Source organism: Rummeliibacillus sp. G93, from assembly GCF_023515935.1.
GTDB lineage: Bacteria > Bacillota > Bacilli > Bacillales_A > Planococcaceae > Rummeliibacillus > Rummeliibacillus stabekisii.
The window spans coordinates 1,800,474-1,823,145 of record NZ_CP097314.1; the positions used below are offsets into that span (position 1 = coordinate 1,800,474).

Consider the following 22,672-nt stretch of genomic DNA (forward strand, 5'->3'; position numbering starts at 1 on the left):
TCTATTCCCCGTAGCCTTTATGGATAAAAGCAAAAACAACATGCCATATTAAGAATGCTTTTATAAAAGGAAGGAGAATGCCAAAATGGGAAGAGACAATAAGCAAGGAAGAAGCCACAATTCAGGACGTATGGCTCAAACGCCTAAAAATCAACTTATTGCACCTAGACAAGTCAAAGAAGAAACGGCAGAAGAATTATTGGAGCTTGAGAAAGCCTATAAACACAAAACAAAAAATGCAACAAAACCTACATTATAGACTAGGGGGATATTACTTTGGATTATCAACGAGCACAAGAAATAGTCGCCTCTCCGCAGGAATTTGAAGTAACATATAACGGTGTTTCTGTCTGGATAGACAAATTAGTAAATGAAAAAACAGCAACAGTCCATTTAAGACGTTCATTAGAAGAGCGTTCAGAGGTTGATATCGCTGAGTTAAAAGAAGCCAAAACACTTCAATAAAAAAACTGCCCACTGGTTAGATTGGCCAGTGGGCATTCCTTTCATTCGCAATTCACACATATTTGGTTGTTGAATACTCTAATGGGGGTAGTACTAATCAACATCTAATTGATAGGATTGAATCTCTTCTAATGTGGGCAATCCAGACATCGCCCCTTTTTTCATTGTAGCCAAGCCACCAGATATACTTGCAAAACGAATCATTGCTTCCAATTCTTCTACAGCTAATTGCTGTAGCGGCTGTTGTGAGGTATATAAGGAATAGAGTATGCCCGATACAAATGCATCTCCAGCACCAGTCGTATCAATCGCCTTCGCTTTTATCGCAGATATATGGCCTAATTGTTCTTTAAAAGAATACATACAACCATTGCTCCCCATTGTTATCAAGACCAAAGGGATATTCGGTAACCGTTTTATCCCTTCTTCAATTGTCTTGCAGCCAGTTAAAAATGTTAGCTCCTCGTCGGATACTTTCAACACATCCACCAATGGGATAGTAGATAAGATTATTTCTCTTGCATCATTTTCATGTAGCCATAGACTTTCACGATAATTAGGATCATAAGAAATAGTCATATTATTATCTTTAGCTAACTGTATTGCTTGCATTGTGGCTGATTTGGATGGTTCATTGATTTGTGAAATAGATCCAAAGTGGAAAATATTATGATTTACAAAGAGCTCTGCACTAATTTCATCTTTTGTAATCAGCTGATCTGCGCTTGGTTGAATATAAAAACTAAAATGTCGCTCACCGGAAGGTTCTAATGTCACGAAAGTCAATCCTGTCCTAGCTTCTGCTGAAAACATTAAGGATTTCGTATTCACTTTGTAGTCTGTTAATGTCTCTTGCAAAAATCGACCTAATACATCCTCCCCTACCTTACCTAAGAATGTAGCATGCCCGCCAAGTTTAGCAATACCTACTGAAACATTAGCAGGGGCACCTCCTGGAGCTTTGTGATAGGTTATATTATCTTCATTTAACGGTATAAAATCGATAAGCGCTTCGCCGAAACATAGAACACCATTCATGCAAATATCAACTCCTGTTGAGGTGAGGACTCTTCATTCTTATGTTGGAGAAGATCCCATTTAGTAATACTAAATGTAGCATCACCTTCAAAAGTAATAGAGTGATCCTCAGGTTTTGGGAAATAGCGGGCTGTCATCACTTCACCGCCATCGTTAATAAATATTTCTATAGACGACTCATCCATAAAGAAATGAAGATTGGACAGACCTTCAATTTTACACTTTCTAGATTGCTCTCCACTATTATCAATATTCCTTCTATATAGCGTTACTTCTTTTGTTTGATCATCATAGGTCAACCTTGCTTCATGGCGTAGGTCAATCTGGAAATCGTGGCAGTCTCTTGGAGAGAACTCTATAAATAGCTCAGCAGAAGTGCCTTGAATCCCCTCGAATTGAATAGCTTGCTGTTTCATCTGTATATCCTTATACAACACTTCATTGTTACGCAACAGTTGCAACTCCTCCAGTGGTCTTTGGAATATGCGTCCATTTCTCCACTGAAGCTCCCTTGGCATTGTTAAAGCATGCAGCCACTTATTGGTTATAGTTGGCTGGAGCTGTTCTATCTCATTGGTAATACCCATCCAGCCAAAAAGGATTGTTCTTCCGTGTATATCCTTAAAAGTTTGCGGAGCATAAAAATCAAATCCATAGTCCAATAACTTAAAAGGACCATGCTTGAATTGATGGGTTTCATACAAAAACTCCCCATTAAAATAGCCTGATTGGAACAACTCTTGAGCCATTTCTCCATTTTTTATTAGAGACTGTGGAGAAATCAATAGAATATGCTGGTCATTGAGTGGGAATAAATCCGGACATTCCCACATATACCCCAACTCCTCCAAACCATTTATACCAGCACCTGCTATGCCACCAATCATTTCCCATTGATAAAGATCAGGTGAAGTAAATAATACAGCAGAGCCCTTTTCCTCCAGATTTTGAGCACCTAGTATCATATACCATTGTCCTTCATGTTTCCAAACTTTTGGATCTCTGAAATGTGCTGTATATCCCTCAGGCACTCGAAGAATGGGACCTTTTTTTTCAAAATTCACGCCATCTGTCGAAACTGCTAAGCATTGGTACGTTTCCCTTTCACCATTTTCGCCTTTAACATTACCAGTATAAATGAGGTAAAGTTGGCCATTATCACAAACAGCGCTTCCTGAATAGCAGCCGTCTTTGTCATACCATTCTGTAGGCGCAAGAGCTATAGGCTCCTCTTGCCAATGCACTAGGTCTGGTGATGAGAAATGTCCCCAAAACTTTGAACCATGCATAGTACCGAATGGATTCCATTGGTAAAAAACGTGGTAAAAACCTTTGTATTGTATTAACCCATTAGGATCATTTAAAAATCCGACAGATGGCATTAAATGATAGGATAAACGATAAGGATCACTTAGCACTAATTCTTTATATTTTTTTACTTCGTCATAAGCTCGATTAATCAGGTGGCCAAATTGTTCTGACATGGCAAAACGAACCTCCGTACTACGATATATTTTTAAAGTGAGAACAAAAGAAACCTTGCCTCACTACTAATCTATTCATTACTTTCTTCTTTGGCATCATCGGAATAGCCGAACCACCATGTCAAGATGAAGGCTACCGCAACGGCCAGTAAATTTACAAAGATATATTGGAATACCTGACCATTTAAATACAGCAGCGTTCCAGGCAATACTGTAATAGCCATCCCTGTTCCCTTTAAGCCGAGTAAGGATGAGAAAAATCCTCCTACCGCTCCGCCGATTAATCCCATAAGGAAAGGCTTACCGTAACGCAAGTTGACGCCAAAAATAGCAGGTTCCGTAATCCCTAAAAAAGCAGATAGTGACGAAGGAAAAGCAAGAGCCTTTAATTTAGCCGATTTGGTTTTTAAAGCAACTGCTAATGTTGCGCCAGCTTGAGCAGCAGCGGCGCAGGTCACGATTGCATTGTAGGGATTATCATGATACTTCGATAATAGTTGAATTTCAAGCATATTGAATATATGGTGTACACCAGTTATAACGATTAACTGATTGAGCCCACCAAGCAAAATTCCACTAATTCCATATGGCCAAGATAATATAACAGTCGCTGCTGATAAAATCCATTGCTCAACAGAGTGGAAAATTGGGCCGATAATGAGCAGTGATAAAACACTCATTACAAGCAAAGTTAAGAACGGCGTTAAAATAAGGTCTAGAATTTCGGGTATGCGCTTACGCAAAAACTTTTCAAGCTTTGCACCGATGAGCCCAGCTATAAATGCAGGAATTACAGAAGCTTGGTAGCCAACTACTGGAATAAATCCGAAAAAGTGTATCGGCTTTACATCGCCACCTGCAACATCCCAGGCATTCGGTAATGAAGGGCTGACAAGCATTAACCCTAGCACAAGTCCAATGATCGGTGTACCGCCAAATACTTTGAATGTAGACCATGCAACCAATGCAGGTAAAAATATAAATGCAGTATCCGTTAAAACCTGTGTATATAAAATGAAATTCTCCGAAACATCGTCAGGCTTCATGCCAAAGAGCCCCAATATTTGCTCTTGCATGACAAGTCCACGCACACCCATAAACAATCCTGTAGCTACAAGTACTGGAATAATAGGGACAAAAACATCACCAAATGTTCGAATCATACGTTGTAGTCGAGATCCTTTTTTCCTTGCTTCTTTTTTCTGCTCAGAAGCAGATCGTGTCGTAAAGCCAAACTGAGTCACTTCATCATAAATACGATTGACTGTACCAGTCCCAAAAATAATTTGATACTGGCCAGAATTAAAAAAGGCACCCTTTACTTTTGCAATTGACTCCACTTTTTCTTGGTCAATTTTACTTTTGTCTGCCACCATTAAGCGCAACCGAGTTGCACAGTGAGCAACAGATTCAATATTATCCTTTCCCCCAACTGCTTCTATTACTTCCTCAGCAATTTGCCGATTTTCAGACATATACCCACCCCTTTTTTCTTATTGAAAACGATTCCACTCTTTTTACAATATTAAACATCTTATATTGTCATCTCTGTAACGAGTTCAACGCTTTCATTTCCATCTTATGTTGTTAGTTATGGAATCGATTCCTTATAAATGAAAAAAAGAGGGCTTGTACAATTACCCCCACATTATATACTTTCTCTTACAAGAATTCTATAATTATTTTTGACTGTTACTGTGTCTGTTTTCTGGCCACTAAGTTGTTCCAGTAAAATGCTAGCAGCCTCTACCCCAGCATCAACTTGTGAGAAATCGACTGTTGTTAATTGTGGCTCTATATAAGTAGAGATTTCAGAAGCACCCATACCAGCTATTGCCAATTGGCTTGGGATTGATAGCCCCTGTCCCTTCGCATATTGCATTGCACCAATAGCCAAACGATCCGTTACTGCTATAATAGCCGAAGGAAGCTCTCCTTCTTCAGCCATGTTTTCGGTCGCATGAAAACCGGAAGCAGCATCAAAATTCCCTTCTTGCATCCAATGGTGTTTTATTTCCAGGCCATTATCTTTCAAAGCTTTCAGGTAGCCCAATTTGCGGAGGTAACCCACTGCTCGATCCTCTTCCGTAACTCCAATAAAACCAATTTCTTTATGACCTCTCTCAATGAATAGTTTTACCAAATCGTATGTTGCTTGAAAGTCGTCTAACACAACACCCGCTGTTCCCTCCATTTCTTGGCCAACCATAACAAAGGGCATTTTTAATTTTTTTATTTCTTCACGCAAAGCTTCATCGATATGAGTTGCAGAAAGAATAATGCCATCAACATTTCTTCCCTTCAACAAATGCAAAAAATCAATTTCTTTTGCAGGTTCTTGATTCGTAATAGTCAATAGTATTTGATAACCCTTTGGTGCCAATACTTGATCGATACCATTCATCAAACGGCTCGATGTTTCTGTACTGATTTTTGGTAGAATCACACCTATAATATTGGTCTTTTTTGTACGTAATGATTTAGCATTTTCACTTGGAATATAGCCTGTTTCTTCTATTACCTGTAACACCCGCTTCTTTAACTCATCCCGAACATAACCAGTCCCATTAATAACACGAGAGACGGTTGTCCTTGAGACATTCGCTCGTTTGGCAATTTCATTAATTGTCACGTATTGTTTCCTCCTACAAAACACTTTTACTTTTTAACAGAAATGGGAATATAGACGTTAAAAAGATGAAAGGCGGTTTAAATATGTTTAAAGGGTTTTTTAAAAAGGATACCATTGGAGCTCCATCATTGACAATGCCATTGGAAGGAAGAATTATTCCAATAGAAGAAGTGCCAGATCCAGTTTTCTCACAAAAAATGATGGGAGATGGTTTTGCCATTGTTCCTACAAATTCTACAGTAGTATCACCTGTAAATGGGAAGGTCATCAGTGTCTTTCCAACAAAGCACGCTATCAACTTATTAGACGATCAAGGAAGAGAAATCCTGCTCCATATAGGTCTTGAAACTGTCTCTTTAAATGGACTTGGCTTTACTCCCTTTGTTAAAGACGGACAAAAAGTCAAAAAAGGTGATCGTTTAATGGATGTCGACTTTGATACAATCAAAAAGAAGGTTCCTTCCATTATCTCTTCTGTAGTTTTCACTAATTTAAGTGATGATGAAAAAGTTGCCATCACAAAACACGGAGTCGAAATAAAGAAAAAATAATTTAATAAGGCATTGGATAGGCAATAATCCAATGCTTTTTCGATTTTCGAAAAAAATACTTTTTCGTTTACAGTTTTTATAGTAGAATAGTGATTGTTAATATATCGCTACGCCCTTATAGCTCAGTAGGATAGAGCAAAAGTTTCCTAAACTTTAGGTCGCAGGTTCGAATCCTGTTAAGGGCATTAAGATACTCTTCAAACCCCTTGATATATCAAGGGGTTTGTTTTTTTATGTCTAACAGGTGAGCAACACAAGAGACTTTTATTATACAAAGAGAAACTTGTCCTTGCTTATAATACCTTAATTATGTACTCCTTAGATGAACGAGGGTTTATTGGATTCTAACTGTTTATGAGTACCTAACCTATCAATCTGAATCCAATACTCTGAAATTTTTTCATTTTCTATTCTATATACCGCACTTGCCATTTGTAATATTGGGAGGCCTGTAGGTTGATATCCATCGATTTCTCCTACGTGCGTACCTTTTTGTTTCCATCGAACATATACCTTATTTCCATCTACTAAAAATTCTTGAATCTCTAATGAAAAATCACCATATGCTTCAATCATTTCTCTTACATGTTCAGCATAGTCCTTAGGTGTTCTCACCACTGTTTGTTCTTCTTCAGATACAATTTGATGTGCCAATACTTTTTCTGCCATTAGTTGATTTGAGTAATCAGGATTATTACCTGATCGTACTTCTTTAAAAAATACTCTAACAATTTGTTCTGGTGTCATTTAAATACCCCCTTTTAATAAATCCAATACTATCATAGTAGAGATGGTTTCATTAAACTTTTCTTAGTTATATATAATTTAAATGAAAAAAATTATTATAGCTATTCCAAAAAGAATAGCAGCAAATACTATCCATATTACTTCTATCACTAGAAAACAGCTAAGAAAACTATGCTTCTTTGTAACTGCTATATTTCTCGCAACCTTTAAATTTATCGGTAAAAAATATAAAGAAAATAAAAACCCTACTGAAAATAATATACATAAATAATTAATAATAATACTATTGGTTATATTTGAAATGGTAAGACTAACGTAAAAGACTGGAATTACCAACCAATAGCCAAATGTAAAGAATAACAAAACCAAAGCAATTAAAACTAACATAATGTCTTTTTTCAGCACATGCTTATAGCTCTGGAAATAATATCTCATATTTTCCCACCCGTTTAGTAATACTTGAGTCCATCATACTTTAATACTTCTATTTATTTCAAATTAAGAGTAATATTAAATCTATTTTATGAGTAGATTGATTAAGAATTAAATGAATTAAGGTCAAATATATATTACTTTCGATACTTTGTATTTATACAATTGGCGAATAGAGATGTATTATACTGTTAATTTCTGAATATGAAGGAATTTCAATAAATTAGTAGAATATATAGGATATCCCTATCCACTTCCACATCCGATATGAAAAGATAAGGTTTTTACCTTACTGAAAAATTGTAGGAGGAATATAAATGAAAAAACATCATGCATTACAGTTGTATGATTATCACGTTTGGGCTAATAACAAATTATTCGACAGGTTAAAGGAATTGCCTGAGGAAATTTTTAATCAGGAAGTTCAAAGTATTTTTCCTTCGCTTGCAGCGGCTTTTAATCATATTTATATGGTCGATACCATTTGGCTAGGTGTAATGCGTCAAAAAACTATGGGTGAGATTCAAGCTTCAATCGCTCAAGTACAAGAGCATACAAAGAATAAAGGTCTACAGGAAATGGAAAAGTTGTTTTATCAATTAGCAAAGGAATATCAAGGATTTCTTAATAGTGAAAGTGATTTGGATAAAGAAATTTCCCCTGAACATCCTCAATTCGGACGATTAAATACTCATCTTTCCGAATTGGTTCAACATGTAGTCAACCATGGAACATATCACCGCGGAAATCTTTCTGCTATGATACGCCAACAAGGTTTCTCAGGTGTACCTACTGATTATGTTTTCTATCTATATGAAATAAACTCTACAAAATAGTTTTTGACGAATCTAGGTTTTTAAACAAAGAATTAAAAATATTTAACTTAGTTTTTAGATTTTTAAGGAGTGACTAGCATGAATTATTCAATTAAACCATCTACGGAAAAAGATATTCCATTCTTATGGGAAATGCTGCACCAGTCTATATTTGTTTCTGAAGGTCAACCTGCACCTAGTCTAGATATATTGAAAGAACCCAATATAGAAAAATACTTGATAAATTGGGGCAAAGAAAATGACCATGCACTAGTTGCTATAGATAAAGAAAATAATGCTGTAGGAGCAGTATGGATAAGGTTATTAGACCAAGATAATGCTGGCTATGGCTTTGTGGATGAGAATACACCTGAGCTTGGAATGGCAATAAAGAATCAATATAGAGGGAAAGGAATCGGCAAAAGTTTGTTATTTAATATGATTCAGTTTGCTCATTCTATTGGTTATCCGGCTATATCGTTAAGCGTCGATCCTCTAAATCAAAATGCTTTAAGACTTTATGAAAAGAGCGGATTTATCAAAGTTTATGAAGATGCCGGGGGATCTTGGATAATGAAAAGAGATTTGTAATATTAGTACAAATCTACTTTCAATCAATAATTGAGGTTACTCTCTCTTTCCGCTATCTCCAAACTTTTAGAAGTGTGTGATAAATATCTTTTAAAATTGAGAAAGCCAAACTACTATAGAAGGCTAAATTAGCCTTTCAATAAAAGTCCGGCTTTTTCAATGAAGATTACTATAAAACTTAGATATGAACTATACAACTTACAAAAAGACAAACACCTAATATTATAAATAAACTTTTAACTACATACCAAGGCAATATACTATAAATGTGTGCCTAGTAAAAAGAAAATACCAACATACATAATAGTTTTCCATAGAATAGATTTCTCCTGAGAACTAATATAGATACTGTATATCAAAAACTGCAACACCTAATCCTCTTAAAAAAGTTCCAAATTAAGCATAATTATTATTTTCCTCATTTAGATAAGTAAATGGATATTTTTCCATATCAATGATGGTTAAACCAATAAAATTAGTGTAATCATTATTTCCGAAATGTAATTCAATTCCGTTATAAAAAATATCATGCGTTACGCTTGATTTTTCTTTACCCCAATAACATTTCTCACCTTTTAATTCAAATTTTATAATTTCCAACATATCTTTTAAAATTTCAAAAGTGTCTCCAAATATTTCAATCCCTCTTACCCTGTCTTGTTCATCTAAATCGAATTGAAAATCTGTGTTTTCTTCAAGTTCTTCAGTTTTAATAATTCTACCAGTTAAACTTGAAGATAAAATATTTATATATGCTATTTCTACTTCTTTATCGACTTTTAGAATACTATTCATTTCATTTTTACCTACCTTTATTTAATTTCATTATTTTAGACCAGAATAAATATGTAATTGTGATATACAATACTTAAGCAGCCAATTGGATACCAAAGTCATTCAACGTGAAAGATAGGTATAATATAGAAATATTAATAAGATTAATATCAGGACTGATTGAGTAATAAGAAAATATTTTTGGAATTTAAAGGGTAATAGCTCAATTATTCCACAAATAAAGTTAATCCAAAAATCAGCACGCTTACATAGTTCGAACCCCGTTTGTTTAATTTCCTCTCTGTCAATTTAATACTATAAAAAATATTTCCTATACTTATTAAGAATAAAATTAAAAAGAAAAGATTTACTATCAATTTTTATAATTTCATAGCATGGCAATAGTTAATGCCATGCTATTCCTTTCTTTATTGCTTCAAAATCTAACTACTTTGTTATCTAAATGTTATTACATTGGATTCGTTTTAGGTATCAACATTTATAAGCAATATTTGTATTTGTGCTAACTCCATATATCTTTAAAATACTGTGATAACAATCCTGTTCCTTGAAATCTATAATCTAATACAGCTTGTACGTTTAATAGTTCAACGGTAAACTTCTTAAAAGTATTAGGAAAAGAGCTTAAATAAGAATATTTAAAAATTGGATCATTAGGGCATAATCTGTAAGCACGTTCCAACATTTTACATCCTTTCTTCTCCCAAGAGTCATAGTCACCAAAATAATAAGGAAACTGAAAAATCATATAACCAAAACACCAAAGAAAATTTTCATTATCCATAAAATTTTCTAATCCGAAACTAGTAACTTCCTCTAAAGTAATAACCAATTCTTTTGAATTGACTCTTTCTCCATCTAGCGTATGACCTTCAACTAATAGATACCAGCATAAAAAACCTAGTCTAATAAAGTATTTCGGTTCTAAAGGGTTATCTTTACACAATTTTATTAATATTGATTTAGCTTCATTCCATTTCCCTTGATTTTCTAATGTATCTACATCTTTTAACTTCCGGTTAATCACAAATATACTCCTTTAAATATGAATTACATGATGTTTTGATTCATATTTATCCTTGAACTTATAAGCTCTTTAGATAGTTGTCTTTAAAAACAGAATACCATGTCAAAAATGCTAAATAGGGCGTTTATCCCAAGGTTCAACCGTTCCTATGATATTAATAGATTTACCGCTTTTTATAGAATCAATTACTCCTTGTGAAATCTCATCATTTGTAAGCCATCTCGATTGATCATTTTCAAGCATGAATCCAAGCTGTATCTGGCGATAACGAGTTGGGTGAGGCAAACTAAATTTCCCTTTTACTTCACTTAGGTTTTTACTACTCCCTAGTATATGAAATAGTTGCCAGTATCGGTCGCTTTGATTTGAGATTTCATTTGCAATTACTTCTAATGCGCTTTCAGCATACGAATGTATCCAGGCTATGACTAAATCAATTGGCCCATTACATTCTATTGTTTCTCTTAGTTTCGCTGTTAAAAGAGTTTCGTCATTATAGTCCACTAATACAGGTGTCATGAGTGATGAATCGATTGATTTGCTAATTAAGCTTTCCATTCGTTTAGCATCCCGTCCAATTACAGATACATGATAGCCTTTACTCACTAACCAAAGAGATGTGTTTGATAACATCCCTGTTCCTCCAACAATCAACGCATGCTTCATTCATTTACACCTCTCTTATATAAGTTAAACGCGTACATAATCCAAACAGAACAGCTACACAATGTTGTTTGACTTTAACCTGTTCAACCTTCTCTCACATTCTTATAATGTCCTAAATAAATATATATGTAAACAGCACCCCTTTTACAAGACTGATAAGACTTCCATTTAGCTGTAAAATTCATTATTATGCAATATCTAATTAAAGCATACACGTTAAGTGGTCAAAAAAAGCATTTTGACTAAGAGAACCCCCTAGTCAAAATGCTATATTCCTTTAAAGCTATTATCATCAGTTCACCATTTAATTTTGGTCCACTGAAGTAGGCTTTTGATTAATTTGAAAGTGGAGACTGGGAGTTGGTTGATTTTGCACCAGACTCTGCGGTTTGATTTTCATGAAGTTTATAAGACTTAGTAATTTTTCCATTGTTTTTGAATGATCTAAGTAGTATTCTCTACCGCTTATATGCCAGAATGTCCAACCAGCCTGCTCCATCTGATGTTGGCAACATTCTAACTCATCAATTTCTGATTGATTAGTCCACTTTCTTCCTCCACATATGATCGCTAAGCGTCCATGAGAACTCTCTAATGCCAAGTCAATTGTCAATGGTCCCGTTTTAATAGTAGGCATGAAACGATACCCTCTCGTCATCAGTTCATTCTGCAAGTCTGCTACAAAGGTAGATGTTGTCGCATGGTCCTCGGTCGATAGAATAAAGGATGTAGTATTCGGCAATTCTATTTTTGCTTTGTCCGATAATTGATGTTGAGCAATTTCAAACATAGACATTGTTCCGTCATACAACGAGTAATTCGGGAAATTTTTAATGTAATTGTTCATTAATACCGCAATTTCCTCTTGGCTTAATTTGGATGACAATTTTTTAGAAGTAGCCTCATCTCCAAAGATAATAGCTTTTTCACCTCGCAATAATACTTGGAGATCTGAAAGGCTTCCCATTCCGTCGACAATCACAACATCAAAATAATTCCCTGGAACAGACCAATACTTAGTTACCTCTGATATCGGCATTAACCATACTGGAATAGCTGATTGCGCTTGTTTAAGAATATTGTCTGCTTCCTGTTTAAAATGCGGAGCAAATTTAGCTCTGTCTTTTTTCATTTTTTTATTATAAAATCGCCAATTTGTGATTGCTGTTTTTTCTGCTGGAGTAATTTGTTTAAGCGTCGACAGCCAAGAGACTGGCTGTATTAATTCTTCCGTTAATTTCTTTTGAAGTACTCTTTCCTGTTTTAACTTTGCATGTAATATATTCGGCTGCAAGTGTCTGCTACCTGATAGCCATGTCGCCATCTTTTTCAGCACAAAAGATTCAATAGCATCGTCTTCTGGCACTTTCGCTTCACCTAGAAGATCAATTAAATCACCTGCGGTTAGCGGTAGACTGTGAGATAATATATCTATATATTGCTTCCACCTATGAATATCATGCTGCAAAATCCGTTGTATTTTCAACTCAGTTAAAAGTTCTTTCCATTTCAAAGCATCCTTTTCTACCATTGCATTAAGGAAAGCATTATATATTGGATGCATATGTTTAATTTGAGCTTTTGTACGAAGCTGTTGGGTTTTATCAAAGAAATTTTCTTGCCATTTTTCATATTTTAAATAAGCTAGTGTATGTGAGATTTCTATTTTTAATTTTTCGTAACTTAGTTGATCAAATAGATTAGTTTTCTCCAACTTCTCTGCCGCCAATTTTTGGGATAAGGCCATATCTGTATCAGCAATACTTATAAGATGTTCCAGCAATTCTATTTTTTCATGCAAAATTAGAGGGAATTGCGGGTGCCTAATATCAATTTGCGGGAATCTCACTTCACTGATTTTGCCATTATACATTCTAGATAGCTGTGTAATTAACATCCGGTATTCAATATAGCGTAGCATAATTGCTACATCCTCAAAATTGCGAAGTGGTTTTCCATTCAATACAGGCGTTTCAAATAAGTATCGCGTAGCTTTGCCTTTACCAAACATAAAAAGTGCATTTGGCTTCTTTCCGGCAAGCATACGGTCTCTAACCATTCTTAAATCTTTTTTAATATCAACCGTTAATTTCTTAGGTAGTCTTATTTGATGATGACTTATTTCATGATACATCTCTAACGCTTTTTTATTTAATGCTTTAATTTGTTCAATTACCTTCTTCCAATCATCTTTCCTTTTTTCGTCTCCTAACACATCCTCCAAGAACCCATGAACACTTTCATCGTCCACTATTTCATAATTTGTTAGAATATCATCCACATAAGCTTGCATAATGAGCAATGATGATTTTTTTGAGGATTCTAACTCGATCGGCAGGATATGGCGTACGTCAATTGATTCTTCTAGTTTGTGTTCTTCTTCTAACAATATTTTAAAGGTAGCTTCATTCATCATTTCACCTGGAGATGGTACAGTCGTATGGAGCAAAATGGTATCCTCTTTTGTAAGAGAATTATGAATACGACCAAATTCTTTCCATTCTTCATGAGTAAGCGGGAATTTCATAACAAGTGGCAAATCATCTCGGATCCACTCAAATGGTTTTGGGTCAGTGGCTAAATATTTGGCTACGTCATGTTTATACCATTCTTTATTCTCGAATAGGAAAGGCTTTCCTTCTGACAAATGATATTGCCGTAGCTCATTTAAGCTAGCTTGCTCTTGCTCGACACTCATTTGAAGTCTTAGTTGCTTTTGTTTTACCTTTTCAAACCCTTTTCGCATATTGGTATTATCAAGCCGTTCCCCTACTACTTGAATCGATTGCTCAATTTGTTCTTTAGAGTTTTTTACGTCGCTTGTTATGTGAACACATAACGGATGAAGATGTTTGGGCAATTCATTCTTAATTGTGGCTAGTTCTTCATGATTTGTAGCTACCAACACTTTTTTTCCATTAGCTAAGTAATGGGCGATTAAGTTCTTAATAGCTTCTGCCTTAGAAAAATTATTGCTCGTTCGGACACTGATAGCACTCATTTGTTCTAACTTTTTTACTACTTGCTTTTGTTCTTCTGGTACATCTAGCGGCAAAAAGAGTTGTCCTTTGGCTCCGCTGCTGCTTTCTCTTTTTTTCTGTGATAAGCCCAATACTGAATAAAGTGCTTCAGTTGGTGCACTATTTTTATGTTCAAGGTCTTGTACTAAGTTCTGTAAGTCCTTTTTTAAACGAATTTGATTTTTGTTGCGGATGATAATGAAAGATTCATCGATTAATATTGGTTTCTTCTCATGTGCTTGGTCCCCTACCTCAGCTTCGGGATGGCAATAGGGGGCAATTTTATTTAGAATTTCAGACTCATCATTAAAGAATTTGTCAGGTACTATATTATCTAACAAAGCTGCAACCTGTGTTTGTTGCTCTTCAGAAAAATTCTCCAATAAATGTTGATCAAAGGAATAAGTGGCGTCTTTCGTATTAATTGTAATGGTATCCTTATTCTTATTTAAAACAAGTGATTGTGTGAATACAGGCAATTCAATCACATGCTCTCCATCCTGCCAATTAAATAAGCCTTTTGCCAATACAACCTCTAAATCGCTATCTCCTTTGAGTTTTTCAACCCATTCACAAAGCTCATTATAAAGGCTGGAGGCTTTATCGTAATTCTTTTTTCTAACAACCCACTTAGTCCATTCTATAGTTTTAGAATGGCGATTCCGGTTAGCTCCTTCTTTCTGTAATAAATTCTCTTCTAGTTGGAAAGCGTGCTTATACACAGGTGCGGTATGTTCCTTTTTATAAATAAGGGCAATTTTTGGGGATATTTCGGGATATGGCTTGGGTGCGACCAGAAATGTTTGCTCTAGAATAGGTTTATGTATCTCTGCTCGCTGCTTTAGCTGCACTTTTGAATCTAGCAATTCGTACAAGTATAAATCATTGATATTCCAAAATTGTTTGTAATCTTTTATCGAACGGACAGCAGGATTTTCCAAAGCCGTAAATTCTTCAACATATTTAAAAAAGTGCTTTGCACGTTTTGTTAATTGTTCATTCAAGAATATTCCTCCTCCAGCAAGACCTATTTATAATATATATGTAGGAGGAGGTAGACTATTCCTAATAAAAAGATTGTATTCATTTATTCTGAGTTAAAAGTATGTTAAAACAATAAAAAAACTCCGCGTTTCATTTTTCACTAACTTTCTTTACTGAGTTATATGATACCTTAACTTAGCTACCTTATTCTAAAGCTTCTTTTTTCATTTCTTCTAAGTCTTCAATTTGTTCCTTTGTAAGCAAAATTAATTCTTTTGTTTGCTCATCAATCAAATCAACTTCTTGTAATTCTTTTAAGCTTCCCTTTGCTTCTTGTAGCATAAATTCTATATCTTCTAGTTTTAGTTTTTGCATCATTCATTCCTCCTGTTATTTTTCATTATAGTGTCTCTATTTTATATTTGCATGTTTAACTTTCTATCGAACGGGTATTCTTAATTAACAAAACATTTAAGGAGTTGGATTAATATGACGAAAGTAGTTCTGGTAAATGGTGAATACTTAGCAATTATTAACGAAAGACAAATGGTAGAAACTAGAGAGTTGCCAAAGGGCATTAATCTCGGTGCTATGGGCGAAGTGGAATATGACCAAAAAACAGGTCAAATCATTGTAGATGGACAGATTATTTAATCTGAATCCATCTTTTTTTATCCATTATTGATTTATCAAAAAAGTTCCTACCCCAAAGGAATAGGAACTCATCTATTACCAAACAAATAAACCTACAAGCATAGCGCTCAAAAGTGAAACGGCAATACCACTTATCAATAATTTCCAAACATTTTTACCGATAATCGCTGATTTTTCTTCAGATAAAAGAGAGCTGAAAGCACCATAAATCATTCCGATTGTACTAAAGTTTGCAAATGACGTTAAGAAGGTAGCGGCTACTGCAACTGTATGAGGAGCTAATGAACTTAAATGTTTCTTTAGATCCATCATAGCCACAAATTCGTTCGTAGCAAGCTTTGTACCCATCAACTGAGCAACATAAAGCGCATCTTTAGTCGGTAAACCAAGTAAATAAGCAAAAGGACTGAAAATATAAGAGAAAATTTTCTGAATGGTCAGCCCATGAACGAAAATTCCTAATAAGCCATTCACTGCAGCTGTTAAAGCTACATAACCAACGAGCATAGCAGCAATAACAATGACCATATTCATGCCGATTAACATACTATTCGAAATAGTTGAGAAGAAGTCCTTTTTCTCCTCTTTTGCTGGTTGATAAATAATATCTTCTTCTTTAGAAATCTTCACAGGATTCAACATATTTACAACAAGCAAAGCGTTCAGGCAGTTTAGCGGTATAGCACAAAATACATATTCTGCAGGCACGAGAGACAGATATGCCCCTACAATCGATCCGCTAATACAACTCATACTCATAATACCAAACGTTAGTAAACGGTGCTCTTTTAGATTCGCCAATTGTCCACGAATTACTGCAAGCGCCTCCGTATTCCCTAAAAACATCATTTGAATAGAGTAGAAACTTTCCAACTTTGGCAAACCTGATGCTTTCGATATTAGCCAGCCGACTTTATCAATGATCCAAGGCAGTATTCCAAAGTAAGATAAAATATCAAAGAAGGTAACTATAAAGATGATCGGCAATAACGCGCTGAAGAAAAAGTCGACTGTATCATTCGCCAAGGCACTCGGGAAGACAAATGCAATCCCCTCATTTGCACAATCAATCAGCCATGTAAAGAATGAGGCAATTTTATTAATAATCCAGCCACCGATAGTGGTTTTTAACATAAACCACGTAATCAGTATTTCAAGCACTAACAAGGTAGCGATCGCTCTCCATGCTACTTCTTTTTTGCGGGGCGAACATAAATAAACAATGCCCATTACAATAATGACTCCTAAAATATTTAACATGAAAAACATATAGGCAACTCCTAGCATAAAGATCAGCAATCAAACCATCACAAATATATTAAATAGTCATGCCCAAACTACTATCCATCTAATCAAAACGTTTTCATAAATTTCTACAGGCAATATTCTTAAACATTTCTGATAATTTATTTACTGGTTAATCATAAAAATGATATTACTATTCGTGATATCATAAATCAATATCTATATATACATTCAAAATACTAAAATTATCATAAACATTTCAAATTATTATTCAAAAACATGACTCTTGTCTAATTTACAGAAAAATAAAAAACCTAGCTGCTTTGACTAGGTTTATTTATTGTTACTCAATATAGTTTTTCTGTTCCTCTTGAGGCACCATACTTCCACCTGTTGCCCAAATAATATGTGTTGTTTCTTTATTAGCAGAGGATGGTAATGAAGCAAATAGGCCCTTCATACTCGCTGCCGCCGAAGGTTCAATTAAAATACCTTCTGTTTGATAAAGTTCTTTTAAATAGGTAATTAACTCTTCATCGCTTACAGTGAGGATCCCATCCAATAAGGGCTCTAATAATTTACCTGCAAAAGAAGAAGGCCGCCCAACCGCAAGACCATCGGCAATAGTTTTATTGGTCAAGCCTAGATCATATACAGATATCTGATCATGCTGGCCTGTAGCCATACCTAGCAGCATGCAAGGAGATTGAGTTGGCTCTACGAAATAACAATATACATTTTCTCCAAAGGACTCTTTTAAGCCGTAGCATACGCCTCCTGGTCCCCCACCTACTCCACATGGGATGTAAACACATAACGGATGGTTGGCGTCCACTTTAATGCCTTGCTCGTCTAGCTGTTTTTTTAGTCGGCGTCCTGCTACAGCATAGCCTGCAAATAGGTGTTTAGAGTTTTCATCATCAATAAAATAGCTGTTCGCTTCTCGCTCTGCTTCGTCTCTGCCCCTAGCAACAGCTAAACTATAATCCCCAGCATGTTCTATAACTTGCGCTCCAACCGCTCTTAACTTGCTTTTTTTCCATTCTTTTGCATCATGCGACATATGTACAATCACATCAAAGCCAAGTTTCCGGCTCATAATGCCAATGCTCAAGCCTAGATTTCCTGTTGATGCTACGACAATCTTGTATTTGCTCAGTATGTTTTTCATTCTTTGCTCAGCAAAGATAGAGTAGTCATCCTCCATACTTATTAAATGATGTTTTAAAGCGACTTTTTCAGCTAAATATAACACTTCATGTATACCACCTCGGGCTTTAATTGAGCCGCTGATTGGCAATCCATCATCTCTTTTAATAAAGATATTACCTTTTATAAGCGTTTCTTTTTTTAGTTGTAGCATTGGCTGCAGTGGTGATTCAATGAACCCGTTTAGAGATAATGTTTCTGGAAATTCTCTTTGAATGTAAGGAGCAAAACGAATCAATCTCTTTTCGGCTTCTTCGATCATAGCGTGATCAATTAAATAGGATTCGTTTTTTTGGGGATTAAGCCATACAACAGGACTTGCAGCTATTAACGAATCCCTTAATTCTGGTGGTAAAGAAAAATTTTTAGTCATCTTGTAATCTCCTTTTATCTTTTACGTAAAGAAAAAAATAATCATTTATAAGCAAAAAGACTTAATTAATGTAACATTTATTTAATATATATCTTTTTATAATCCTATAAATATTCTGTCTAGTTACAAATACCTTGAAAGCCTTTAAAATAAGGGTTTATCGATTATTTCTAGATGTTTATCTTATTGAAACGCTTTCATACAAATTCTAAATATTACATTTTCGTTACATTTGTGTATTCTTTTGCAGAATGGGTATACAATATTATATAGTAAATTTAGACCACGAAAGGAAACGATAGAATGACTCAAAAAGTAACAAATAATTATACTAACCAATTAAATGAAATGAAACAAATTATATATAAATTCCAAAACACATCAGAAATGATTTCGTCCATTCGTAAAAACTTAGTGGATTTTATTTCTGTCGAACAAGAGCAAACAAGAGAGATTTATCAACAGCTCATTGAAAATGCTGGTTTTGTAGCTGATCAGGAAGCAATTTTTGATTTAGATGCAATCACATCCTACTTTGATGATACTGAATCTAATCTGTATGCATCTACTGAAAAGATTTTACAATTAAATCAAAAGCTTCACCGTTATCAGCTTAAAACAGAGCATTTCACTGACAAACTAATCAAAGCAATTGATTCAATGGAATATGGAAAAAACACTCTCCCTCAAGCAGAGTAATAGCTCGTATGCTTTTGCTCTTCTCTTTCCTCCCCCCTTGCAGAGACTCCATCCACTCGTTCCACAGTTACGTATGAAAGAGCTGCACAAATTGTGTACAGCTCTTATTAATCCCTTTAAAGCAACGGATATTCTTCCGTATAGCGTGGATGAGCATAAAATGGAGGTCTTGGCCCAATTAAAGGTAAATCAAAAACGGACTCTTCATATGCTACTTCTACCTTTTCATCCGATTCATTAATTAATAAGAATTTTACATGCTCATTAAAATAATAATTCTCCAATCCATCATCTCCTTATTGTATTCATTCTATCTTATTCAAAGTCACTGTATATTGGTGCCTCACAGTAAGCACCTTTTGAATCAGTCTCTCATACTGTACTTTGAATAGTTAGTTTGTAAATTAGAGGGGGAAATGATAATTGGACCACCGTGAAACAAATGAGTCAACATATCCAATGAATCCAAATTACGGTAAGATTACGCAGTATCAAGATGTTGCCATTACAGTACCAGAGCAACGGCAATTTCGACAGCCAGGCGTCGAAAAGCTAATGGTACCACAACCCATCATTGAAAATCCTAATGATAAAGGGAGCGGAAAATTAGAAGGAAAAGTAGCATTAATCACTGGCGGTGACAGTGGTATGGGTGCAGCAGCGGCTATAGCTTTTGCAAAAGAAGGTGCAAATGTTGCTATTTCCTATTTAAATGAACATGAGGATGCAGAACGCACGAAAAAAAGAATAGAAGAATTAGGCCGTCAAGTGCTGTTATTGCCAGGTGATCTCCGTCAAAAAGAACAATGCCGTCTTATTGTCGAAAAAACAGTAAGCACATTTGGAAAACTAGATATTCTTTGTAATCATGTTGGTATTCAATTTCAACAAAACCATCTAGAGGATATTTCAGACGAACAGTTTGAAGATACATTTAAAGTAAATATATATTCTTTTTTTTACACAACCCGTACAGCGCTTGCTTATTTACAACCTGGCGCATCCATTATTAATACATCTTCAGTCGTAGCATTTGATGGGCATGAACAATTAATTGATTATAGTGCGACAAAAGGAGCTATCATTGGCTTTACTCGCTCATTAGCCAAAAACTTAGTTACAAAAGGCATTCGTGTAAATGCTATTGCTCCAGGACGAATTTGGACGCCACTTATTCCATCAAGCTTCTCCCCAGATCAGGTGGTGCTTGCAGGAAATCCAATGGATCGTCAAGGGCAGCCGTTTGAAGTGGCACCAACGTTTGTTTACCTGGCTTCGAATGATTCTCGATTTGTCACAGGCCAAACATTGCATGTCAACGGCGGCCAGATTTTTGGATAAAGGAAAGGGAATATCCCATATCCTTTATCCTTATTTTTCTAAGGACTATCACAGGCTTAATTAATAGACTTCATTTGCTCAGAAACTAGAACTATGTTGCCTGTAGATATATTCTCTTGCGACCATCAAATTTGGTCTTTTATTTTATTTATAACTTCTATATAGTACGAAATTTGGTGAGGGACAAATTGATTCTTACCGATATACTCAACGAAATCAGCTCTATTATTTTCTTTATCAATTTTAAAACCGCTAGCTTTAATTTCCTGTTTTTCGTCTAACCAAAGCTTACTAAAATCATTAAATTCCACTAAGACCATACCTGAAACTTCCTCTGGTTGAATAGTAAAGTCATTAAGATTATGCGCACTTTTATACAAAAAGAGGTGTGCTAATTCTTTATCAATGAAATTTTCATTTATAACACAATATTTAATGAGTCCTAATGGCACTAAATCATGAAAGGGTATATCAATACCTACTTCCTCTTTTATCTCTCTAACACCTTCACGGGCAGTTTCATCAGCCAGTAAATGCCCGGCTACAGTAATGTCCAATAGGTTCGGATAGTCTTGTTTAGTATCACTGCGTAACTGCAGATAGATATAGTCCTTTCCCTCAATATTCGTGACAAACCAACAATGAAAGGTTTCGTGCCAATACCCAAGCTCATGGACATCCTTACGCGAAGCAACCCCTATTATATTTCTTTCCTCATCAAATATTTTAAAAAATTCATTTTCCATCTATTTTCCTCATTATAAATTATTCTAATATTATTTTCACTTAAGGTGAATAGCTTCTAAGTTTGATGGTTTATTTATTATTTACCTTTACATAAATAGTATCGAAGAGTTTACCGTCCAAGAGAACATCAAGTTTCCACATTCCACTTTTCTTTAATTCCATGCTGGTTGGAATACTAACGTCAGCACTATTATTAGGACTTATTTGTAAGTTATTTATTGTCTCAGGAACAATAATTACGTCTTTTTTACTTCCTTCATGCGTACCTAGCACTTTAAACTTCTTTTCTAGTTGATTTTTTTCTCCCCATAAATGCCACATATATTTATTTTGCTGCCCTTCCACGATAGGCATGTTCTTTTTATCATATATAAAACCTACCCGCCTCTTTATACCAATCATTTTATAATTGCCTGACTCGAAAATATCACTCTCTTTCCATTGTTGACTAGTTTCATTCTTGTTACTGCAGCCAAATAAAGCGATTATCAGCAAAAATAAACCAGCGAAAGTACTTACTTTTTTTATGGTAAAAATCCTCCTCACTTTTATAAGTACATTATTATACTGATATCAATATTTCATTATTTATGCAATTCCACTTATCTAACATTAATACTGTATCCTCTTCTTTCAAGGATATCCTTTTCTACATTTGACATTGTGTAAGAATCTATTAATTCCTCTTTTGATAAGTGAGTAAATGTTTGTTTTAATCCTTCAAACAATGAATATTTTTGTTTTGCACCAAAATCATTCAACAGCTTCTCAGTAGATCCGTATAGCGAGACATCTCTGAATGGAAACCACTCCCTTGACAAGTAACCCGTTTCTTTTGCATCCACTAAAACAATGCTCGGCTCCACCCCAATAATTTGGGCGCACATTTTTACCCAACCCTCTAGCGAAATAGAGCTGCCATCCCCAACATTGTATATTTGCCCGAAACTTTTACTGTTTCCAGACATTCGAATTAAAGTCTCCCCCAAGTCATCTATATGCCCAAACTGTATTACGTTTTCACCTTTGCCCGGAATGATAATAGGAGAATTATTTAACAGACGTTTAAAGATATATGTTTCACGGTCTAGGTTATTTCCTGGCCCATAGATATAAAAAGGCCGTACGAAACCCCAATTTAACGAACCCTTCACACA

The 22,672-nt window shown here is 35.0% G+C and carries 24 protein-coding genes and 1 tRNA gene; 9 read left to right on the top strand and 16 right to left on the bottom strand.

What is annotated here, in order from left to right:
* The first annotated feature begins 85 nt into the window (after positions 1 to 85).
* Together M2M59_RS08965 and M2M59_RS08970 are read left to right on the top strand one after the other, a co-directional pair.
* Positions 86 to 259 carry a hypothetical protein gene (locus tag M2M59_RS08965; protein WP_184117469.1) on the top strand — a complete coding sequence of 58 codons (174 nt, stop codon included), beginning with the start codon at positions 86 to 88 and terminating at the stop codon, positions 257 to 259.
* A gap of 17 nt (positions 260 to 276) precedes the next feature.
* Positions 277 to 465 carry an H-type small acid-soluble spore protein gene (locus M2M59_RS08970; protein ID WP_147198120.1) on the top strand — a complete coding sequence of 63 codons (189 nt, stop codon included), beginning with the start codon at positions 277 to 279 and terminating at the stop codon, positions 463 to 465.
* Between the two features lie 93 nt (positions 466 to 558).
* Here the strand turns inward: M2M59_RS08970 and M2M59_RS08975 are convergent, their stop codons facing one another.
* From M2M59_RS08975 to M2M59_RS08990, 4 genes are all read right to left on the bottom strand, one after another.
* Positions 559 to 1,503, bottom strand: a complete 945-nt coding sequence (locus M2M59_RS08975; protein ID WP_249774366.1) for a carbohydrate kinase family protein — start codon at positions 1,501 to 1,503, stop codon at positions 559 to 561.
* Positions 1,500 to 2,987, bottom strand: a complete 1,488-nt coding sequence (locus M2M59_RS08980; RefSeq protein ID WP_147198116.1) for a glycoside hydrolase family 32 protein — start codon at positions 2,985 to 2,987, stop codon at positions 1,500 to 1,502. The genes M2M59_RS08975 and M2M59_RS08980 overlap by 4 nt, the downstream gene beginning before the upstream one ends.
* Before the next feature lie 71 nt (positions 2,988 to 3,058).
* The gene (locus M2M59_RS08985) at positions 3,059 to 4,462 is read right to left on the bottom strand and encodes a sucrose-specific PTS transporter subunit IIBC (RefSeq protein ID WP_249774367.1); all 1,404 of its coding nucleotides are present in this window, start codon (positions 4,460 to 4,462) and stop codon (positions 3,059 to 3,061) included.
* A 173-nt stretch (positions 4,463 to 4,635) separates the two neighbouring features.
* Positions 4,636 to 5,619 (bottom strand): LacI family DNA-binding transcriptional regulator, encoded by a 984-nt coding sequence (locus M2M59_RS08990; protein WP_249774368.1) that lies wholly within the window; start codon positions 5,617 to 5,619, stop codon positions 4,636 to 4,638.
* A gap of 83 nt (positions 5,620 to 5,702) precedes the next feature.
* Here M2M59_RS08990 and M2M59_RS08995 point away from each other — a divergent pair, with 83 nt between their 5' ends.
* Both M2M59_RS08995 and M2M59_RS09000 read left to right on the top strand, forming a co-directional pair.
* Positions 5,703 to 6,170, top strand: a complete 468-nt coding sequence (locus M2M59_RS08995; RefSeq protein WP_249774369.1) for a PTS sugar transporter subunit IIA — start codon at positions 5,703 to 5,705, stop codon at positions 6,168 to 6,170.
* Positions 6,171 to 6,281: 111 nt separating this feature from the next.
* Positions 6,282 to 6,355: transfer RNA gene (locus M2M59_RS09000), tRNA-Arg, on the top strand.
* A gap of 133 nt (positions 6,356 to 6,488) precedes the next feature.
* On the opposite strand, the gene M2M59_RS09005 is transcribed toward M2M59_RS09000, so the two are convergent.
* Positions 6,489 to 6,917 (bottom strand): ester cyclase, encoded by a 429-nt coding sequence (locus tag M2M59_RS09005; protein ID WP_249774370.1) that lies wholly within the window; start codon positions 6,915 to 6,917, stop codon positions 6,489 to 6,491.
* Positions 6,918 to 7,666: 749 nt separating this feature from the next.
* On the opposite strand from M2M59_RS09005, the gene M2M59_RS09010 reads away from it, so the two are divergent.
* Positions 7,667 to 8,185, top strand: coding sequence for a DinB family protein (locus tag M2M59_RS09010; RefSeq protein ID WP_249774371.1), 519 nt, complete (start codon positions 7,667 to 7,669; stop codon positions 8,183 to 8,185).
* A 78-nt stretch (positions 8,186 to 8,263) separates the two neighbouring features.
* The gene (locus tag M2M59_RS09015; RefSeq protein WP_249774372.1) at positions 8,264 to 8,755 is read left to right on the top strand and encodes a GNAT family N-acetyltransferase; all 492 of its coding nucleotides are present in this window, start codon (positions 8,264 to 8,266) and stop codon (positions 8,753 to 8,755) included.
* Between the two features lie 396 nt (positions 8,756 to 9,151).
* Here the strand turns inward: M2M59_RS09015 and M2M59_RS09020 are convergent, their stop codons facing one another.
* From M2M59_RS09020 to M2M59_RS09040, 5 genes are all read right to left on the bottom strand, one after another.
* The gene (locus M2M59_RS09020) at positions 9,152 to 9,550 is read right to left on the bottom strand and encodes a DUF2283 domain-containing protein (RefSeq protein WP_249774373.1); all 399 of its coding nucleotides are present in this window, start codon (positions 9,548 to 9,550) and stop codon (positions 9,152 to 9,154) included.
* Positions 9,551 to 10,052: 502 nt separating this feature from the next.
* Complete coding sequence (locus M2M59_RS09025) at positions 10,053 to 10,577, bottom strand: hypothetical protein (RefSeq protein WP_249774374.1); 525 nt, start codon at positions 10,575 to 10,577, stop codon at positions 10,053 to 10,055.
* Between the two features lie 111 nt (positions 10,578 to 10,688).
* Positions 10,689 to 11,243 (bottom strand): short-chain dehydrogenase, encoded by a 555-nt coding sequence (locus tag M2M59_RS09030; protein WP_249774375.1) that lies wholly within the window; start codon positions 11,241 to 11,243, stop codon positions 10,689 to 10,691.
* A 304-nt stretch (positions 11,244 to 11,547) separates the two neighbouring features.
* Positions 11,548 to 15,267, bottom strand: coding sequence for a hypothetical protein (locus M2M59_RS09035; protein WP_249774376.1), 3,720 nt, complete (start codon positions 15,265 to 15,267; stop codon positions 11,548 to 11,550).
* 184 nt (positions 15,268 to 15,451) lie between these two features.
* The gene (locus M2M59_RS09040; protein ID WP_249774377.1) at positions 15,452 to 15,622 is read right to left on the bottom strand and encodes a hypothetical protein; all 171 of its coding nucleotides are present in this window, start codon (positions 15,620 to 15,622) and stop codon (positions 15,452 to 15,454) included.
* Positions 15,623 to 15,736: 114 nt separating this feature from the next.
* Between M2M59_RS09040 and M2M59_RS09045 the strand changes: the two genes are divergently transcribed.
* Positions 15,737 to 15,901, top strand: coding sequence for a hypothetical protein (locus M2M59_RS09045; RefSeq protein ID WP_158512583.1), 165 nt, complete (start codon positions 15,737 to 15,739; stop codon positions 15,899 to 15,901).
* 75 nt (positions 15,902 to 15,976) lie between these two features.
* On the opposite strand, the gene M2M59_RS09050 is transcribed toward M2M59_RS09045, so the two are convergent.
* Entirely contained in the window at positions 15,977 to 17,170 is a 1,194-nt protein-coding gene (locus tag M2M59_RS09050; protein ID WP_249774378.1) for a NupC/NupG family nucleoside CNT transporter, read from the bottom strand.
* Positions 17,171 to 17,489: 319 nt separating this feature from the next.
* Positions 17,490 to 18,728 carry a D-serine ammonia-lyase gene (locus M2M59_RS09055; RefSeq protein ID WP_249774379.1) on the bottom strand — a complete coding sequence of 413 codons (1,239 nt, stop codon included), beginning with the start codon at positions 18,726 to 18,728 and terminating at the stop codon, positions 17,490 to 17,492.
* Between the two features lie 303 nt (positions 18,729 to 19,031).
* Here M2M59_RS09055 and M2M59_RS09060 point away from each other — a divergent pair, with 303 nt between their 5' ends.
* Positions 19,032 to 19,427 (top strand): hypothetical protein, encoded by a 396-nt coding sequence (locus tag M2M59_RS09060; RefSeq protein ID WP_066787817.1) that lies wholly within the window; start codon positions 19,032 to 19,034, stop codon positions 19,425 to 19,427.
* A 116-nt stretch (positions 19,428 to 19,543) separates the two neighbouring features.
* Here M2M59_RS09060 and M2M59_RS09065 read toward each other — a convergent pair whose 3' ends face one another.
* Positions 19,544 to 19,711 carry a hypothetical protein gene (locus tag M2M59_RS09065; RefSeq protein ID WP_249774380.1) on the bottom strand — a complete coding sequence of 56 codons (168 nt, stop codon included), beginning with the start codon at positions 19,709 to 19,711 and terminating at the stop codon, positions 19,544 to 19,546.
* Between the two features lie 175 nt (positions 19,712 to 19,886).
* On the opposite strand from M2M59_RS09065, the gene M2M59_RS09070 reads away from it, so the two are divergent.
* On the top strand, positions 19,887 to 20,768 hold the full coding sequence (locus M2M59_RS09070; RefSeq protein ID WP_249775997.1) for an SDR family oxidoreductase: 882 nt from the start codon (positions 19,887 to 19,889) through the stop codon (positions 20,766 to 20,768).
* Between the two features lie 125 nt (positions 20,769 to 20,893).
* Here M2M59_RS09070 and M2M59_RS09075 read toward each other — a convergent pair whose 3' ends face one another.
* The 3 genes from M2M59_RS09075 to M2M59_RS09085 all read right to left on the bottom strand — a co-directional run bounded on the left by M2M59_RS09075 (position 20,894) and on the right by M2M59_RS09085 (position 22,669).
* Positions 20,894 to 21,514 (bottom strand): NUDIX hydrolase, encoded by a 621-nt coding sequence (locus M2M59_RS09075; RefSeq protein WP_249774381.1) that lies wholly within the window; start codon positions 21,512 to 21,514, stop codon positions 20,894 to 20,896.
* Between the two features lie 70 nt (positions 21,515 to 21,584).
* On the bottom strand, positions 21,585 to 22,010 hold the full coding sequence (locus M2M59_RS09080; RefSeq protein ID WP_249774382.1) for a DUF4871 domain-containing protein: 426 nt from the start codon (positions 22,008 to 22,010) through the stop codon (positions 21,585 to 21,587).
* A 107-nt stretch (positions 22,011 to 22,117) separates the two neighbouring features.
* Entirely contained in the window at positions 22,118 to 22,669 is a 552-nt protein-coding gene (locus tag M2M59_RS09085) for an NAD-dependent epimerase/dehydratase family protein (protein ID WP_256467856.1), read from the bottom strand.
* Positions 22,670 to 22,672 lie beyond the last annotated feature (3 nt).

Coding starts and splice junctions, on each gene's coding strand:
- M2M59_RS08965 (WP_184117469.1), top strand. CDS start 86: ATGGGAAGAGACAATAAGCAAGGAAGAAGCCACAATTCAGGACGTATG.
- M2M59_RS08975 (WP_249774366.1), bottom strand. CDS start 1,503: ATGAATGGTGTTCTATGTTTCGGCGAAGCGCTTATCGATTTTATACCG.
- M2M59_RS08980 (WP_147198116.1), bottom strand. CDS start 2,987: ATGTCAGAACAATTTGGCCACCTGATTAATCGAGCTTATGACGAAGTA.
- M2M59_RS08985 (WP_249774367.1), bottom strand. CDS start 4,462: ATGTCTGAAAATCGGCAAATTGCTGAGGAAGTAATAGAAGCAGTTGGG.
- M2M59_RS08995 (WP_249774369.1), top strand. CDS start 5,703: ATGTTTAAAGGGTTTTTTAAAAAGGATACCATTGGAGCTCCATCATTG.
- M2M59_RS09005 (WP_249774370.1), bottom strand. CDS start 6,917: ATGACACCAGAACAAATTGTTAGAGTATTTTTTAAAGAAGTACGATCA.
- M2M59_RS09010 (WP_249774371.1), top strand. CDS start 7,667: ATGAAAAAACATCATGCATTACAGTTGTATGATTATCACGTTTGGGCT.
- M2M59_RS09015 (WP_249774372.1), top strand. CDS start 8,264: ATGAATTATTCAATTAAACCATCTACGGAAAAAGATATTCCATTCTTA.
- M2M59_RS09020 (WP_249774373.1), bottom strand. CDS start 9,550: ATGAATAGTATTCTAAAAGTCGATAAAGAAGTAGAAATAGCATATATA.
- M2M59_RS09030 (WP_249774375.1), bottom strand. CDS start 11,243: ATGAAGCATGCGTTGATTGTTGGAGGAACAGGGATGTTATCAAACACA.
- M2M59_RS09040 (WP_249774377.1), bottom strand. CDS start 15,622: ATGCAAAAACTAAAACTAGAAGATATAGAATTTATGCTACAAGAAGCA.
- M2M59_RS09045 (WP_158512583.1), top strand. CDS start 15,737: ATGACGAAAGTAGTTCTGGTAAATGGTGAATACTTAGCAATTATTAAC.
- M2M59_RS09050 (WP_249774378.1), bottom strand. CDS start 17,170: ATGTTTTTCATGTTAAATATTTTAGGAGTCATTATTGTAATGGGCATT.
- M2M59_RS09055 (WP_249774379.1), bottom strand. CDS start 18,728: ATGACTAAAAATTTTTCTTTACCACCAGAATTAAGGGATTCGTTAATA.
- M2M59_RS09060 (WP_066787817.1), top strand. CDS start 19,032: ATGACTCAAAAAGTAACAAATAATTATACTAACCAATTAAATGAAATG.
- M2M59_RS09070 (WP_249775997.1), top strand. CDS start 19,887: ATGAATCCAAATTACGGTAAGATTACGCAGTATCAAGATGTTGCCATT.
- M2M59_RS09075 (WP_249774381.1), bottom strand. CDS start 21,514: ATGGAAAATGAATTTTTTAAAATATTTGATGAGGAAAGAAATATAATA.